The 12,894-nt window shown below is 69.9% G+C and carries 14 protein-coding genes and 2 pseudogenes; 9 read left to right on the forward strand and 7 right to left on the reverse strand.

Annotated elements, in window-relative coordinates:
- A partial coding sequence (uvrA, locus tag ACFWGZ_RS20100; RefSeq protein ID WP_382453054.1) for an excinuclease ABC subunit UvrA occupies positions 1–2,132 on the reverse strand: 2,132 nt, incomplete at its 3' end.
- A gap of 225 nt (positions 2,133–2,357) precedes the next feature.
- On the opposite strand from uvrA, the gene ACFWGZ_RS20105 reads away from it, so the two are divergent.
- Positions 2,358–3,110 carry a maleylpyruvate isomerase family mycothiol-dependent enzyme gene (locus ACFWGZ_RS20105; protein WP_382453055.1) on the forward strand — a complete coding sequence of 251 codons (753 nt, stop codon included), beginning with the start codon at positions 2,358–2,360 and terminating at the stop codon, positions 3,108–3,110.
- 47 nt (positions 3,111–3,157) lie between these two features.
- On the opposite strand, the pseudogene ACFWGZ_RS20110 reads toward ACFWGZ_RS20105, so the two are convergent.
- Positions 3,158–4,117, reverse strand: a pseudogene (locus tag ACFWGZ_RS20110) (acyltransferase family protein); the annotation flags it as partial.
- A gap of 139 nt (positions 4,118–4,256) precedes the next feature.
- On the opposite strand from ACFWGZ_RS20110, the gene ACFWGZ_RS20115 reads away from it, so the two are divergent.
- Positions 4,257–4,934, forward strand: coding sequence for an MBL fold metallo-hydrolase (locus ACFWGZ_RS20115; protein ID WP_382453056.1), 678 nt, complete (start codon positions 4,257–4,259; stop codon positions 4,932–4,934).
- On the opposite strand, the gene ACFWGZ_RS20120 is transcribed toward ACFWGZ_RS20115, so the two are convergent.
- Together ACFWGZ_RS20120 and ACFWGZ_RS20125 are read right to left on the reverse strand one after the other, a co-directional pair.
- Entirely contained in the window at positions 4,856–5,299 is a 444-nt protein-coding gene (locus ACFWGZ_RS20120) for a hypothetical protein (protein ID WP_382453057.1), read from the reverse strand. The genes ACFWGZ_RS20115 and ACFWGZ_RS20120 overlap by 79 nt on opposite strands.
- A complete protein-coding gene (locus tag ACFWGZ_RS20125) occupies positions 5,292–5,516 on the reverse strand; it encodes a type II toxin-antitoxin system Phd/YefM family antitoxin (RefSeq protein WP_382453058.1) in 225 nt (74 codons plus the stop codon). The genes ACFWGZ_RS20120 and ACFWGZ_RS20125 overlap by 8 nt, the downstream gene beginning before the upstream one ends.
- Before the next feature lie 270 nt (positions 5,517–5,786).
- Between ACFWGZ_RS20125 and ACFWGZ_RS20130 the strand changes: the two genes are divergently transcribed.
- Positions 5,787–6,860, forward strand: a complete 1,074-nt coding sequence (locus tag ACFWGZ_RS20130; protein ID WP_382453059.1) for a hypothetical protein — start codon at positions 5,787–5,789, stop codon at positions 6,858–6,860.
- Between the two features lie 4 nt (positions 6,861–6,864).
- Here ACFWGZ_RS20130 and ACFWGZ_RS20135 read toward each other — a convergent pair whose 3' ends face one another.
- Positions 6,865–7,446 carry a hypothetical protein gene (locus ACFWGZ_RS20135; protein WP_382453060.1) on the reverse strand — a complete coding sequence of 194 codons (582 nt, stop codon included), beginning with the start codon at positions 7,444–7,446 and terminating at the stop codon, positions 6,865–6,867.
- A gap of 61 nt (positions 7,447–7,507) precedes the next feature.
- Between ACFWGZ_RS20135 and ACFWGZ_RS20140 the strand changes: the two genes are divergently transcribed.
- Together ACFWGZ_RS20140 and ACFWGZ_RS20145 are read left to right on the forward strand one after the other, a co-directional pair.
- The gene (locus tag ACFWGZ_RS20140) at positions 7,508–8,458 is read left to right on the forward strand and encodes an amidase family protein (protein ID WP_382453061.1); all 951 of its coding nucleotides are present in this window, start codon (positions 7,508–7,510) and stop codon (positions 8,456–8,458) included.
- 42 nt (positions 8,459–8,500) lie between these two features.
- On the forward strand, positions 8,501–9,154 hold the full coding sequence (locus tag ACFWGZ_RS20145; RefSeq protein WP_382453062.1) for a hypothetical protein: 654 nt from the start codon (positions 8,501–8,503) through the stop codon (positions 9,152–9,154).
- Here ACFWGZ_RS20145 and ACFWGZ_RS20150 read toward each other — a convergent pair.
- Positions 9,151–9,279, reverse strand: a complete 129-nt coding sequence (locus ACFWGZ_RS20150; RefSeq protein WP_382453063.1) for a hypothetical protein — start codon at positions 9,277–9,279, stop codon at positions 9,151–9,153. The genes ACFWGZ_RS20145 and ACFWGZ_RS20150 overlap by 4 nt on opposite strands.
- Before the next feature lie 37 nt (positions 9,280–9,316).
- Between ACFWGZ_RS20150 and ACFWGZ_RS20155 the strand changes: the two genes are divergently transcribed.
- Both ACFWGZ_RS20155 and rnhA read left to right on the forward strand, forming a co-directional pair.
- Positions 9,317–9,601 carry a DUF1801 domain-containing protein gene (locus tag ACFWGZ_RS20155; protein WP_382453064.1) on the forward strand — a complete coding sequence of 95 codons (285 nt, stop codon included), beginning with the start codon at positions 9,317–9,319 and terminating at the stop codon, positions 9,599–9,601.
- Positions 9,602–9,612: 11 nt separating this feature from the next.
- Positions 9,613–10,050, forward strand: a pseudogene (gene rnhA, locus ACFWGZ_RS20160) (ribonuclease HI); the annotation flags it as partial.
- 270 nt (positions 10,051–10,320) lie between these two features.
- Here rnhA and ACFWGZ_RS20165 read toward each other — a convergent pair.
- Complete coding sequence (locus ACFWGZ_RS20165; protein WP_382453065.1) at positions 10,321–11,457, reverse strand: PLP-dependent aminotransferase family protein; 1,137 nt, start codon at positions 11,455–11,457, stop codon at positions 10,321–10,323.
- Between the two features lie 74 nt (positions 11,458–11,531).
- Between ACFWGZ_RS20165 and ACFWGZ_RS20170 the strand changes: the two genes are divergently transcribed.
- Together ACFWGZ_RS20170 and ACFWGZ_RS20175 are read left to right on the forward strand one after the other, a co-directional pair.
- Complete coding sequence (locus ACFWGZ_RS20170; protein ID WP_382453066.1) at positions 11,532–11,987, forward strand: GyrI-like domain-containing protein; 456 nt, start codon at positions 11,532–11,534, stop codon at positions 11,985–11,987.
- 594 nt (positions 11,988–12,581) lie between these two features.
- Positions 12,582–12,893 carry an ArsR/SmtB family transcription factor gene (locus ACFWGZ_RS20175; RefSeq protein WP_382453067.1) on the forward strand — a complete coding sequence of 104 codons (312 nt, stop codon included), beginning with the start codon at positions 12,582–12,584 and terminating at the stop codon, positions 12,891–12,893.
- The last annotated feature ends 1 nt before the right edge of the window (position 12,894 follow it).

Raw genomic sequence — 12,894 nt, forward strand, 5'->3', positions numbered from 1 at the left:
GGGTTGGACCGCGGCGTGCGGCCGATCGGCGACTGGTCGACGCGCACCAGCTTGTCGACCTCGTTCAGGCCGTTGATCCGGGTGTGCCGGCCGGGCACCTGGCGCGCGCCGTTGAGCTTGTTCGCGAGCACCGTCGCGAGGATGTCGTTGACCAGCGTCGACTTGCCCGAGCCGGACACGCCCGTGACGGAGGTGAGCGTGCCGAGCGGGAACGACACGTCGATGCCGCGCAGGTTGTGCTCGCGGGCGCCGACGACCGTCAGCTGGCGCTTCTTGTCGATCTTGCGGCGCTTGGCGGGCATCGGGATCGACTTGCGGCCCGACAGGTAGGCGCCGGTGATCGACTCCTTGTTGCTCAGCAGCTTCTTGTACGGGCCGCTGTGCACGACCTTGCCGCCGTGCTCACCGGCGCCGGGGCCGATGTCGACCACCCAGTCGGACGTGCGGATCGTGTCCTCGTCGTGCTCGACGACGATCAGCGTGTTGCCGAGGTCGCGCAGCCTCGTCAGCGTCTCGATCAGCCGGTGGTTGTCGCGCTGGTGCAGGCCGATCGACGGCTCGTCCAGCACGTACAGCACGCCCACCAGGCCGGAGCCGATCTGCGTGGCGAGCCGGATGCGCTGCGCCTCACCGCCGGACAGCGTGCCCGAGGCGCGGTCGAGCGAGAGGTAGTCGAGGCCGACGTCGAGCAGGAAGTGCAGGCGGGCCTGGATCTCCTTGAGCACCGCGCCCGCGATCATCGACTCGCGCTTGCCGAGCTTGAGGCCGTCGAGGAAGTCGGAGCACTCCGACACGCTCATCGCGCAGACCTCGGCGATGGAGCGGTCGCCCTTCTTCCCGTGGTGCAGCGTGACGGCGAGGATCTCGGGCTTGAGGCGCGTGCCCGCACACGCGGGGCACGGGACCTCGCGCATGTAGCCCTCGTACTTCTCCCGCATGTACTCGGACTCGGTCTGCTCCTGGCGCCGTTCGAGGAACGGGATTACGCCCTCGTAGTTGGCGTAGTAGGAGCGCTCGCGGCCGTAGCGGTTCTTGTACCGGACGTGCACCTGCTCGTCGATGCCGTGCAGGACCGCCTTCTGGACCTTGGCCGGCAGGTGCCGCCACTGCGTGTCCATCCGGTAGCCGATGGTCTCGCCGAGCGACTGCAGCAACCGCGTGAAGTACTCGGCGGTCTGCCCGCCGGCCCACGGCGCGATGGCGCCCTCTTCGAGGCTCAGCTCGTCGTCCGGGACCACGAGCTCCGGGTCGACCTCCTTGCGCACGCCGATGCCCGTGCAGACCACGCACGCGCCGTAGGGCGAGTTGAAGGAGAACGACCGCGGCTCCAGGTCCTCGATCGCGAGCGGGTGGCCGTTGGGGCACGCCAGGTTCTCGGAGAAGCCCCTGATCCGCTTCGGGTCGGTCTCCGGCAGGTCGACGAACTCGAGCTCGACGAGGCCGTCCGCGAGCCGCAGCGCCGTCTCGACCGAGTCGGTCAGGCGCTGCTTGGACGAGGCCTTGACGCTCAGGCGGTCGATGACGACCGCGATGTGGTGCTTCTCCTGCTTCTTGAGCTTCGGCACCTCGCCGAGCGCGTGCACGACCCCGTCGACCTTCGCGCGGGAGTAGCCCTGCGTCTGGAGGTTCTGGAAGAGTTCGAGGTACTCGCCCTTGCGGCCGCGGATGACGGGCGCGAGCACCTGGAACTTGGTGCCCTGCTCCATCGCGAGCACCTGGTCGACGATCTCCTGCGGCGTCTGCTTGCCGATCGCCTCGCCGCACTGCGGGCAGTGCGGCTTGCCGGCGCGGGCGTAGAGCAGGCGCAGGTAGTCGTAGACCTCGGTGATGGTGCCGACGGTCGAGCGCGGGTTGCGGCTCGTGGACTTCTGGTCGATCGAGACCGCGGGCGAGAGGCCCTCGATGAAGTCGACGTCGGGCTTGTCCATCTGCCCGAGGAACTGGCGCGCGTACGCCGAGAGCGACTCGACGTAGCGGCGCTGCCCCTCGGCGAAGATCGTGTCGAAAGCCAGGCTCGACTTGCCGGAGCCGGACAGCCCCGTGAAGACGATCAGGCTGTCCCGCGGCAGGTCGATATCCACGCCGCGCAGGTTGTGCTCGCGGGCGCCGCGAACAACAAGACGGTCTGCCACTGGGGTCCCTTCGGCTGCGATTGGCGGGTCACTCACGCCACACTCTTCCGAACAAGCGTTCGAAGCTTACTGGCATCTTCTCGGCGGCATCGACCGACCCGCCGACCATGCTAGGTGCCACCCCCGACAAAAACGGATCGGGCGGCTTCCGCATTCCCCTGAGCTGGCTTTACTCACTAGGCTGGTCACTTCGATCAGAGCCTCAACGTCGGGGAGAGGCAGCACATGACCTACACGCCGTCCACGCAGCACACGTCCGTTCCCGCCCCGCGAGGTGTGCCGGACCGGCACATCAACGCCGTGCGGCAGGCGACGGACGTGCTGTACGAGGCCGTCGAGGAGCTGGACGAGGCCGCCGTGCGCGCCGACAGCCGGCTCCCCGGCTGGAGCCGCGGGCACGTCGTCACCCACCTCGCTCGCAACGCCGACGCGCTGGTGAACCTGCTCACCTGGGCGCGGACCGGGGTCGAGCACCAGGCCTACGCGTCGCGATCGGACCGCGACGCCGACATCGAGGAGGGGTCCCACCGGCTGCTCCAGGTCATCAAGGCGGATCTGGACTCCGCGTGCGTGCGGTTCGAGACCGCCTGCCGCGAGATGCCCGCCCACGCGTGGCGCGCGGAGGTCTCGGCCCCCAAGGGCCAGGTGATCCCGGCGTCGGCCGTGCCGCTGTTCCGGCTGCGCGAGATCTGGATCCACCTCGTCGACCTGGACGCGGGCGTCGGCTTCGACGACCTGCCGGCCGACTTCGTGCAGGATTTCCTGGACGACGCCGTGGAGCAGTTCGCGGGCAGGGTCGACCCGTTCAGCGTCGAGGTGACCCTGCCCGACGGCGCTCAGCGCATCTGGACCGTCAGCGGCCCGGCGAGCCGCAGCTCGGTGAGCGGGTCCGCGAGCGCCGTCCTCGGGTGGCTGACCGGCAGGACCGACGGCGCGGACCTGCGCGGCGAGCTGCCGGAACTGCCCGACTGGATCTGAGTCAGCAGCCGGTACGCGGGCCGTTCGACGAACTTCGTCAGCGCCCAGCCGAGCACCAGCGCCGAGGTGAGGAACCCGGCGAGCAGCCACCAGGACCGCAGGCCGGCGGCGTGCATGCGGTCCATCACCACCGTGCCGATCTGCTGGTGCACGAGGTAGACGCCGTAGGAGATGCCCGCGAGCCAGGTGATCGGCCGGGCGACCGGAGTGAAGAACACCCAATCGGGTCCAGCGGCCGCCGCGCACACCATGAGTAGCAACAGAGCGAACCCGAACGTGGACCCGTACTCGGTCGTGTGAATTGCCTGCGCGATGAGCGTAGCGGTGAGAAGCGCGGCCAGGTGCGGGGTCTTCATCCGGTCCTTGTGCCACAGCCAGATCGCGATGCCGGCGGCGAACAACTGGGCCCTGTGCAACGCGAACCCGTTGTAGACCACGAACAGCGGGTGCGAGTGGTCGAGCAGCGGGCGCAGCAGCAGCGGCATGACGACCAGCGCCCACAGGAAGACCCGCAGCTGCGTGCCCTTGAGGAACCTCACCAGCACCGCGCCGGCGATGAACGCCGCGATCTGCACGGGCACGGTCCAGTAGGCGAAGTCGACGATGTTGACGTCGGGGAACCACTGGTTGATCAGCAGCAGGTTGAAGAGGACGTCCCTGCCGTCGAGCTGGCTCCAGCCCTCCGGTGCGATCCACCGCTGCACCGCGTAGGTGAGCAGGACCGCCGCCAGGTAGGCGGGCAGCAGGCGGGCGAGCCGTCTCCACAGGAACCGGCCGGGCGCACCGCTGTCCAGCGACGCGCAGGCGAAGAAGGCGGAGACGACCATCAGCGTGCTGGCGCCCATCGACATCGGGAACTCGAACGGCAGCGGCCCGAGGTCGGGGTGGCTGCTGATGCTCGTGAGCGTGGCGTGGTGGAGCAGCACGCACCCGATGGCGACGACGCGCAGGACGTCCCAGCTGACCCTGCGGGCCGTACGGGGTTTCTCTCGTTGCGTCGGAATCACGATAGGCGGGGACCCTCGTCGTTGGTGCGTTCGGCGTACTCGCGGATCAAGGCTTGATCCTTACTTACCCTATGAGTGAGACCTGTATGCAACCTGAAGGTGTGCGTCTCGCCGCAGAGAGCGACTACGGTCTGCCACCGTGGACGTACTCGAGAACTACACAGGTCACGTCGATCCGGAGGGCCCCGCGGCCCGCCGCACCCTGGACGCGCTGACCATCACGAAGATCTCCGTCGGACCGATGGACAACAACGCCTACCTGCTGGTTTGCCGGTCCACGAACGAGGCGTTGCTGATCGACGCGGCCAACGACGCCGAGCGCCTGACCGACCTGCTGACCGACGTCCCGAACCCCCCGGACCTGCGCACGATCGTCACGACGCACCAGCACGGGGACCACTGGCAGGCACTGGAGGCCGTCGCGACCGCCCGGGGCGCGAAGACGGCGGCCCACGAACTGGACGCCGCCGTCCTCCCGGTGCAGCCCGACGTCCTGGTCGACCACGGCGACACGCTGGAGGTGGGCGAGGTGACCCTGTCGATCATCCACCTGCGCGGCCACACGCCGGGCTCCATCGCCGTCGTCTACGACGACCCGGCGGGCCACCCGCACCTGTTCACCGGCGACTCCCTGTTCCCCGGCGGCGTGGGCAAGACCACCTCCGCGGACAACTTCGCCTCGCTGATCAACGACGTGGAGGACCGCCTGTTCGCCGTCCTGCCCGACGACACGTGGTTCTACCCGGGCCACGGCGACGACTCGACGCTCGGCAAGGAACGCCCGTCACTCGCGGAATGGCGTTCGCGCGGCTGGTGACCCCTGGCCTGCCGGAGAGCATGTTCTCCGGCAGGCGCCATCAGACCTCGATGATCGTGACCATGCCGTCGAGACCTTCGCTTCGGGTTTCGATTCGCCGCAATGGTGAGCGCCACCAACGTGCCGTACCTGGCAGCTGCCTGACCGTCGAAGGGCAGCGGCTCGAAGTCGACGATCGCCGCACCCAGCTTCTCCGTGCGCGCAGCTCTGGACGCGGCATCCTTCGCCATCACCACGCCTCGGTGCAGTTCGGCCATCGTGACAGCGGTGAGCTCGGGAACCTGCGGCAGATCAGCCGGATCCAGAAGGCCCAGATCGATGTAGGCGCACGTGTCGAGCACCCCCGACTCGGGACGTTCAGCCACGACTGCGCTCCCACGGATCGAAGTCGCCCGCACGATCCTCGTCACCGAAGAACTCGTCAGCTTCCTGACGCATCCGGGAGTGATCGACCTGAGGCAGGGGACGGAGTTCGGCGACCTCCACACCATTTCGCGTCACGTGGTACGTCTCGCCCGCCTCCACCGCATCCATGACAGCGGCAGAGTGGTTGCGAAACTCCCGTTGGCTGATGACCTTCACCAAACGAGCGTGGCCCTGCGTAACGCCATGAGCTACATCAGATGAACCCGATCAACGACGTGGAGAACCGCCTGTTCGCCGTCCTGCCCGACGACATGTGGTTCTACCCGGGCCAAGGCGACGACTAGACGCGCGCAGCCCTGGACGCAGCGCCCTTCGCCATGACTCGTCCGGGCACGGTTTTCACCCGTCCGAGGGCTGCCCACGCCGTTCCCCCGCCACCACGATCGAAGTGGTTCGCGCTGTGTGCTGCGAAGGGGGATCCAAGCGGTGACGTTCACTCCTCTGGTCGCGATGCAGAGCAAAATGGGCGAGTTCGAGTCCCTCCTCCGCCTCGCCGACGGCAGCACATCGGTCCCCCGAGTGGTCGTCGACCTGCGCGACGAGGTCGATCCCGCGAGCGGACGGCTCATGACCGAATTGGTCAAGGCAGCCGTGCGCCTGGCGTACCTGCGGCAGCCGATGTGGATCGACGCCGGCCCGCTGTCCGCCGGCGCCACGCTGTCCCGGCAGCCGGGTGGTGCCTTCAGGTTCCTCGACGACCGCATCGAGGCCGCTCTGCTCGAGGAACACGGCCTGTTGGCCCCGGACGTCCCCGCCTTCGTCCCGGTCGTGCCGGCCAGGTCGACGGACGAGCAGCTCAGCGGCGTCGCGCTGCTGCAGGAACACCGGTCGCGGCCGGTGGTGGTCCGCTTCCGGGACCTCTCCGCCGGCCTGGTCGACGACTGCCTGCGCCGTGTCTCGCCCGCCGCCCGCGGCAACCCGGTCCACGCCGTCGTCGACCTGGGCTTCGTGGAGACCGTCGACGCTCCGCGGCTGGAGCTCGCGCAAGCGCTTGTCCGAACGCTGACCGACCGGCTCGGCCCGTCGTCCACCACCGTGCTGGCCGGGTCGATCCCCCGGCAGCGCGACGGCTTCGTGACCACGGTCCGGGAGCGGCCCGAGGTCGTCCTGTGGGGGGAGATCGCGCAGACGGCCGGTTCGGAGGTCCACTACGGTGACTACGGCGTGGCGCATCCGGACCGCCCGGCACCGGGTGGCTCCTCGCCGCGCACCCCCTACCCGTACCTCTACTACACCGTGCCGAGCCGCACGATCGCGATGCGGCGGAAGCCCGCCGAGCGAGATGGCACGCTGATGACCGGCGAGGCCTTCACCGACCTCGCCGACGAGCTCGTGGCACGGCCCGAGTTCGCCGGCAGCACCTACTCCTGGGGCGACCACGCGCTCGCCGGGTGCCGCCGGGGCGGCGGGCGGTCCGCGGCGACGGCCTCGAAGTGGGTCGCCATGGCGATGTCGCACCACCTCGAGCACCTGGCCAAGCGGTCGCCCGCCGAGCTGTGAGGCGTCAGGCGAGCGCGTCCAGCAGGTCGAGGTACCCGGACGTCGTGCGCCACAGCGAGTCCGCGTGCGGCGTCAGCTTGCCCGGACTCCAGCGCTTGTCCGTGTAGACGTCGTTCGCCCTGCGCAGCGCCGCCAGGCTCACGGCCAGCTCGTCCTCCAGTCGCGTCCGCAGCTCGTCCGGTGACGGCTCGGGCAGGCGGACCAGTTCCGCGGTGCCGTCACTCACCGCGACCAGCGCCTCCTCCACGACGCCGCCGGCGCGGCTCCAGACCAGGGCCGGGCGCTCGATCGCGTGGTTCCACACCGGCGCGTGCGCCGAACGCCACCGCGCCGCGATCGGGTTGCGCGACATGCGGGTCGAGTTCGCCCAGTGCTCGGCGCCCACCGGCTCGGTGAGCCACGGCACCTCGTCCACCGGCAGGTCCGCGACCACCGCCACCTGGATCTCGTCCAGGTCCCGCGGCACGTCGAGCAGGCCGCCGAACACCCACAGCTCGACCACGTCGAAGCGGAAGACGGGGCTCGGCGGCTCAGCGCACTTCTCCACGAGCTCGGTCAGGTGGTGCACTGCGCGGGTCCATTTCACGCGCGTCATTCTGCTGGAGGCTCCGGTGCGGGTGTCCGAGGCCTTGGCCAGGCTCGATGAAGTGGAACCGGTGCTGTGCGCGTTCCACGAGGTCTTCCGCTCGTTCGCACCCGTCGCCCCGACCCTCCCCCTCGCCGGTCTGCCCATCGCGGTAAAACGCGGCGAACGCAGAAGTCACCGCGAGGCGTTGGAAGCTCTTGGGTGCATCACGATCGGACTCACCACCACGCCCGACGGCAGCACGCCGTGGCAGACGTGGGGCCGCAACTCTCGCGGCGTCACACGGAACCCGTGGAACCTTAACCGCACGCCTGGCGGCTCGTCGGCGGGCTCGGCGGTCGCGGTGGCGGCGGGCGTGGTGCCGCTCGCGACGGGCGTCGACGGCGCGGGCTCGATCCGCATCCCGGCGGCGTGGTGCGGTGTCCTCGGCCTGAAGAGGACGTCGGCCCAACGCGCCGCGGTGGGCGTGTTCACCCGCGACCCGGACCTGCTCGCGGCCTACCTGGGCACCGACGGGACCAGCGCGCCCACCGCCGTCTGGTCACCCGACCTGGGCTTCGCGACGGTCGACGACGAACAGACCGAGATCGCACACCGAGCAGCAGCCCCGTTGCGCCCGCGCCCGGCCCTGCTGGCTCTCCGGAACCCCGCCGACGACTGGTACGCGCACCGCTGCGGCCCCAACCCCGCCCTCGACGAACTGTTCGAGACCGCCGACCTGCTCCTCACGCCGACGACCCCAGGTCCACCGCACGGCCACGACGGACCTGGATCGCGGGTGAACACCGAGCTGACCTGGGCGTTCAACCTCAGCGGTCACCCGGCGATCAGCATCCCGGCGGGGTTCGACTCGGAGGGCCTGCCGGTCGGGTTGCAGGCCGTCGCGCGGCACGGACGGGAGGCCGATCTGGTCGCCGCCGCCCGGGCCGTTCTGGGGGCCACCCCGCTTCCATCCGTTCGTCGCCCCACTTTTCACTCGATCGAGTGCTTTGGACTCAATCCACCCCGGTGATCGCGGCACGTGCGGTGTCCTCCCCGATCGAGGAGGCCCACGATGGCGAGACGGATCGGTGGTCCGGGCGGAGGTTCGGATCCCGCCGGCAAGGCGGGTGCCGTGGTGGTCGCCGGGGTGCTGGCGATGTCGTTGGCGGCAGGTGGTGGCGGCTTGGCGCTCGGCGGCGGCGCGTCGACGACGGCTGTCGACTCCGCGAGCGTGAACCTGGGCAAAGCGCGGTCGGAGGGGAAGAAGTCCGCTCGCAAAGGCGACGCCGACGGGGCGTGGCGCCAGATGAACATGCGCACGCTCAAGCGCACGACGAAGCAGGCGGTCGAGTGCGTGTCGCACTCCTTCGGCCAGGTGCGGAACCATTTTGCGCGCAACCCGTGCACGTCGCTCGACCGGACGTTGTTCGCCATCGGCGACGACCGAGGCGATGTCGCCGTCGTGTCCGTCGCCTGGGTCGGCTTCCGAAATCGGCGTGACGCCGGCGGGTTCAAGAAGCTGATCGACGTGCACGGCACAGGCGACATCACTCCGCTCGCCACCCCGTTGCTCGACCTTGCGGACATCCGCTTCACCGGCCTGCACTACCAGTCGCGGTCGGACGGCTCCACGGTCGTGATCGCCGAAGTGGAGTCCGCGTCCGGGCAGACGAGCGGTGACGTCCTGGACGCGATGGCCGACATCGCGAGCTGGTTGCCACGTTAGACCGCCACCACCTGCACCGACGAGCACGCCACCAGTTCGTCGAGACGCAGCTGCTCGCGACACCGAGGCATGCGGCCGGGCAACGAGGGCACGTGGCCGGTGTCCGCGTCTTCCTGCCCGGTCATGATGTCGAAAAACGACCGAGGGCGGCGACACAGGGCTATGGACACACGTGTTGACGACTACATCGCCACGCTGCCCGAATGGCAGCAGGACATCTGCCGCGAGGTCCGGCGGTTCGTCCACGAGGCCGATCCCGGTGTCGAAGAGACGATCAAGCTCACGAACCGGCCGTACTTCGTGCTGGACGGCAACATCTGCGCTTTGCTCGGCACGAAGGACCACGTGAACGTGATGCTCTACGACATGGTGAGCGTGCCGGACCCGCACAACATCATCACGAGCGCCGACAACCGTCGCCGGAAGGCCGCGAAACCTCGTCGGTAGCCTCCTGTCGCATGGAGGTCGAGATCTACACCGACGGCGCGTGCAGCCCCAACCCCGGTCCGGGCGGCTGGGGTGCCGTGTTGCGCTACGGCGAGCACGAGAAGGACATGTACGGCGGTGACATCGGCCCCACGACGAACAACCGCATGGAACTGATGGCGCCCATCATGGCGTTGGAGAGTCTCACGCGGACGTCCACCGTGAAGCTCTACACGGACAGCACGTACGTCCGGAACGGCATCACCTCGTGGGTGCACGGCTGGAAGGCGAACGGCTGGCTGACGAAGTCGCGTGAGCCGGTCAAGAACGCCGACCTGTGGCGGCGCCTGGAGGAGGCGAACGGCCGGCACGAGGTCGAGTGGCACTGGGTCAAGGGCCACGCGGGCCACCCGGAGAACGAGCGCGCCGACCGCCTCGCCGTGCGCGGCGTGGAGGAGGTGACGGGCCGGGAGGTCACGCAGCCCCAGGCGAAACGCCCGAAGACGGCCAAGCCGAAGCAGCCGCGCGAGCTGTCCGGCGAACCGTGCGGCGCGCCGACGAAGAAGGGCACGCCCTGCCCGATCACCGCCGGCAAGAACGGCCTGTGCCACATCCACGACCCGGCGTTGCAGTGCGGCGCGCTCACGAAGAAGGGCGCGCCCTGCACCATCGCGACCGGCGGCGGCCGCTGCGAGTACCACCAGGACGCGCTCGAACTGTTCTCGTGAGCAGCTCCCGGGTCACCGCAGCACCTTCGCGAGCCGCTGCATGCCCTCCGCGATCTCCGCGGGAGTGTTGGCGGTGAAGGACATCCGGAACGTCGCGGGATCCGGCGTCGTCGCGAAGAACGGCGCGCCGGGCACGAACGCGACGTCGTGGCGCAGCGCCTCCCGCAGCAGCTCGGCGCTGTCCGCGTCGCCGGGCAGCCGCAGCCAGACGAACATCCCGCCGTCCGGGTCGCTCCACGTCGTGCCGTCCGGAACCGTGGCCGGCAGCGCGGCGATCATCGCGTCGCGGCGGGCGCCGTACTCGACGCACAGGCGTGCGATGTGCGCGTCGAGGTCGTTGTGCGACAGGTACACGGCGGCCGCCGCCTGGTCCACAGTGGACGTGTGGAGGTCCGCCGCCTGCTTCACGATCGTCACCGCGCGGAGCAGGTCCGCCGGGGCGCGCAGCCAGCCCAGGCGCATGCCGGGCGCACCGATCTTCGAGAAGCTGCCCAGGTAGAGGACCCGGTCGCTGGCCGCGGCGATCGGGGCGACCGGCGTGCCCCGGTAGCGGAGCTCGCCGTACGGGTCGTCCTCGACGATCCAGAAGTCGTGCTCCTCGGCCAGCGCGGCGACGGCGGCCCGGCGGGGAGCGGACAGGGTGCGGCCGGTCGGGTTCGCGAAGGTCGGCACCAGGTACAGCAGCGCGGGACGTTCCCGTTCCACGACTTCCCGCAGCGCGGCGGGGTCCAGGCCCTCGGCGTCGCTCGCGACGGGCACGATCCGGGCTCCCGCCATCTGGAAGCACTGCAACGCGGCCAGGTACGTGGGCTCCTCGACCGCGACGACCGCGCCCGGCTCCAGCAGCGCGGTGGCCACCAGGGTCAGGGCCTGCTGGGAGCCCGTGGTGACCAGGACGTCCGAAGTGGGCAGTCCGCGACTGGTCAGACGGGCGGAGACCAACGCCCGCAGCGACGCGTTCCCTTCCGTGGGCGCGTATTGCAGCACCGAACGGTCCTGCAACGCGACGTCGTAGGCGGCGCGCATCGCGTCCAGGTCGAACAGCTCGGGAGCGGGCAGGCCTCCCGCGAACGAGATCACCTCGGGGCGCGAGGTCAGCGCGAGCAGGTCGCGCACCGGGGAGCTGTCCACGGGGAGGGTGCGGTGCATGAACTTCACGTTAACCGGGGCAGTCCCGGGGTGAACCCGGATTTTCTGTCGGTGGTCGTCGTTAGCGTGGTCACATGGACATCGAGACACGCGCCGAGCAGCCCTACGCCGCCGTCAAAGCCACGGTCACGGCGAGCACCTTCGCCGAGATCGCCGACCGCTTCCCCGACGTCGTGCAGTGGCTGGCCGACCGCGAGCTACCGATCACCGGAGCCCCGTTCCTGCGGTACTTACGCGTGACCGGCGAGGAGTTCGAGGTGGAGGCCGGCATCCCCACCGTCGCCGAGGTGCCCGGCGACGGTGCCGTCTTCACCTCCACGCTGCCCGCCGGTCAGTACCTCGTCGCGCTGCACGAGGGGAGCCTCGACGGCTTGGCGGCCACCACCGACGAGCTACTGGCCCACACCGTGCGGTTCGACCGCGACGGCGACCGGTGGGGTGCGCGCGTCGAGACCTACTTCACCGACCCCGCGGTGGAGCCGGACCAGGGCAAGTGGAGGACGGAGGTGGCGATCCGCCTGGCCGGCTGAGCCAGGCAGCGGGCCGGAGTGGCGGCGACGAGTCCGGAGTGGCGGCGACGAGTCCGGAGTGGCGGCGACGAGTCCGGAGTGGCGGCGACGAGTCTGGCGTGGCGGCCGTGGGTGCGACATGAGCGGGGACGAGTGGCTGGCCCGGGCAGCTGCGACGGACCTGCGCTGGTCGCGAGCCTGCGGGCGTGGCGATGGGTCGACGGGGTCGGCTTGGTGCGGGGCGAGCAACGTCGAACGAGCAGCGCAAAGCCTGGATTCGGCACGGGCGCAGGGCGCGCAGCACGGGGCTGGCAAGGCTGACGGTGTCAGGCTGACCGCGTGAGGCTGACAGTCGAGAGGCCGGCGACGCAGTCCGGCGACGCGGTCCCGGCGATGCGGCGCTGACGGTGCGAGGCAGGCCGTGCGAAGCACGCGGTGCGAGGCAGGCGGCTGCCTTGCCAGGCCGAAGCCGGTTGCTGTCACCGGCTGCCCCACCGCTCCTCTGGGCGGTCCCAGCCACCCCGCGCGACGACGTCCTCCACGTCACCCACCCATCCGCCCAGCGCCCGAACCCAGCCCTCGACACGTATATGCCACTGTGGCTATATTGCCGCTATGGCATCTACATTTGCCGCTCTGGCCGACCCGAGCCGTCGCGACATCCTCGACCTGCTGCGCGACCGGGAGCAGCCGGTCGGCTACCTCGTCGACCGGCTGACGCTCGCCCAGCCGACCGTGTCGAAGCACCTCAAGGTGCTGCGGCAGGCCGGTCTGGTCGAGGTGCGCACGGACGCCCAACGGCGCTGGTACCGCGTCTCCCCCGGCCCGCTGGCGGAGATCGACGCGTGGCTCGCGCCCTACCGGCGGATGTGGGAGCAGAGCCTGGACGCACTGGAACGACGACTCGACGAGATCGAAGGGGAGTGAC

The organism is Lentzea sp. NPDC060358 (genome assembly GCF_042725365.1).
In the GTDB taxonomy this organism is placed as follows: Bacteria; Actinomycetota; Actinomycetes; order Mycobacteriales; family Pseudonocardiaceae; genus Lentzea.

What these genes read in the sequence shown, in the direction of transcription:
- ACFWGZ_RS20105 (WP_382453055.1), top strand. Translation starts at nt 2,358, where the DNA reads ATGACCTACACGCCGTCCACGCAGCACACGTCCGTTCCCGCCCCGCGA.
- ACFWGZ_RS20145 (WP_382453062.1), top strand. Translation starts at nt 8,501, where the DNA reads ATGGCGAGACGGATCGGTGGTCCGGGCGGAGGTTCGGATCCCGCCGGC.
- ACFWGZ_RS20150 (WP_382453063.1), bottom strand. Translation starts at nt 9,279, where the DNA reads ATGACCGGGCAGGAAGACGCGGACACCGGCCACGTGCCCTCGTTGCCC.
- ACFWGZ_RS20155 (WP_382453064.1), top strand. Translation starts at nt 9,317, where the DNA reads ATGGACACACGTGTTGACGACTACATCGCCACGCTGCCCGAATGGCAG.
- ACFWGZ_RS20165 (WP_382453065.1), bottom strand. Translation starts at nt 11,457, where the DNA reads ATGCACCGCACCCTCCCCGTGGACAGCTCCCCGGTGCGCGACCTGCTC.
- ACFWGZ_RS20170 (WP_382453066.1), top strand. Translation starts at nt 11,532, where the DNA reads ATGGACATCGAGACACGCGCCGAGCAGCCCTACGCCGCCGTCAAAGCC.
- ACFWGZ_RS20175 (WP_382453067.1), top strand. Translation starts at nt 12,582, where the DNA reads ATGGCATCTACATTTGCCGCTCTGGCCGACCCGAGCCGTCGCGACATC.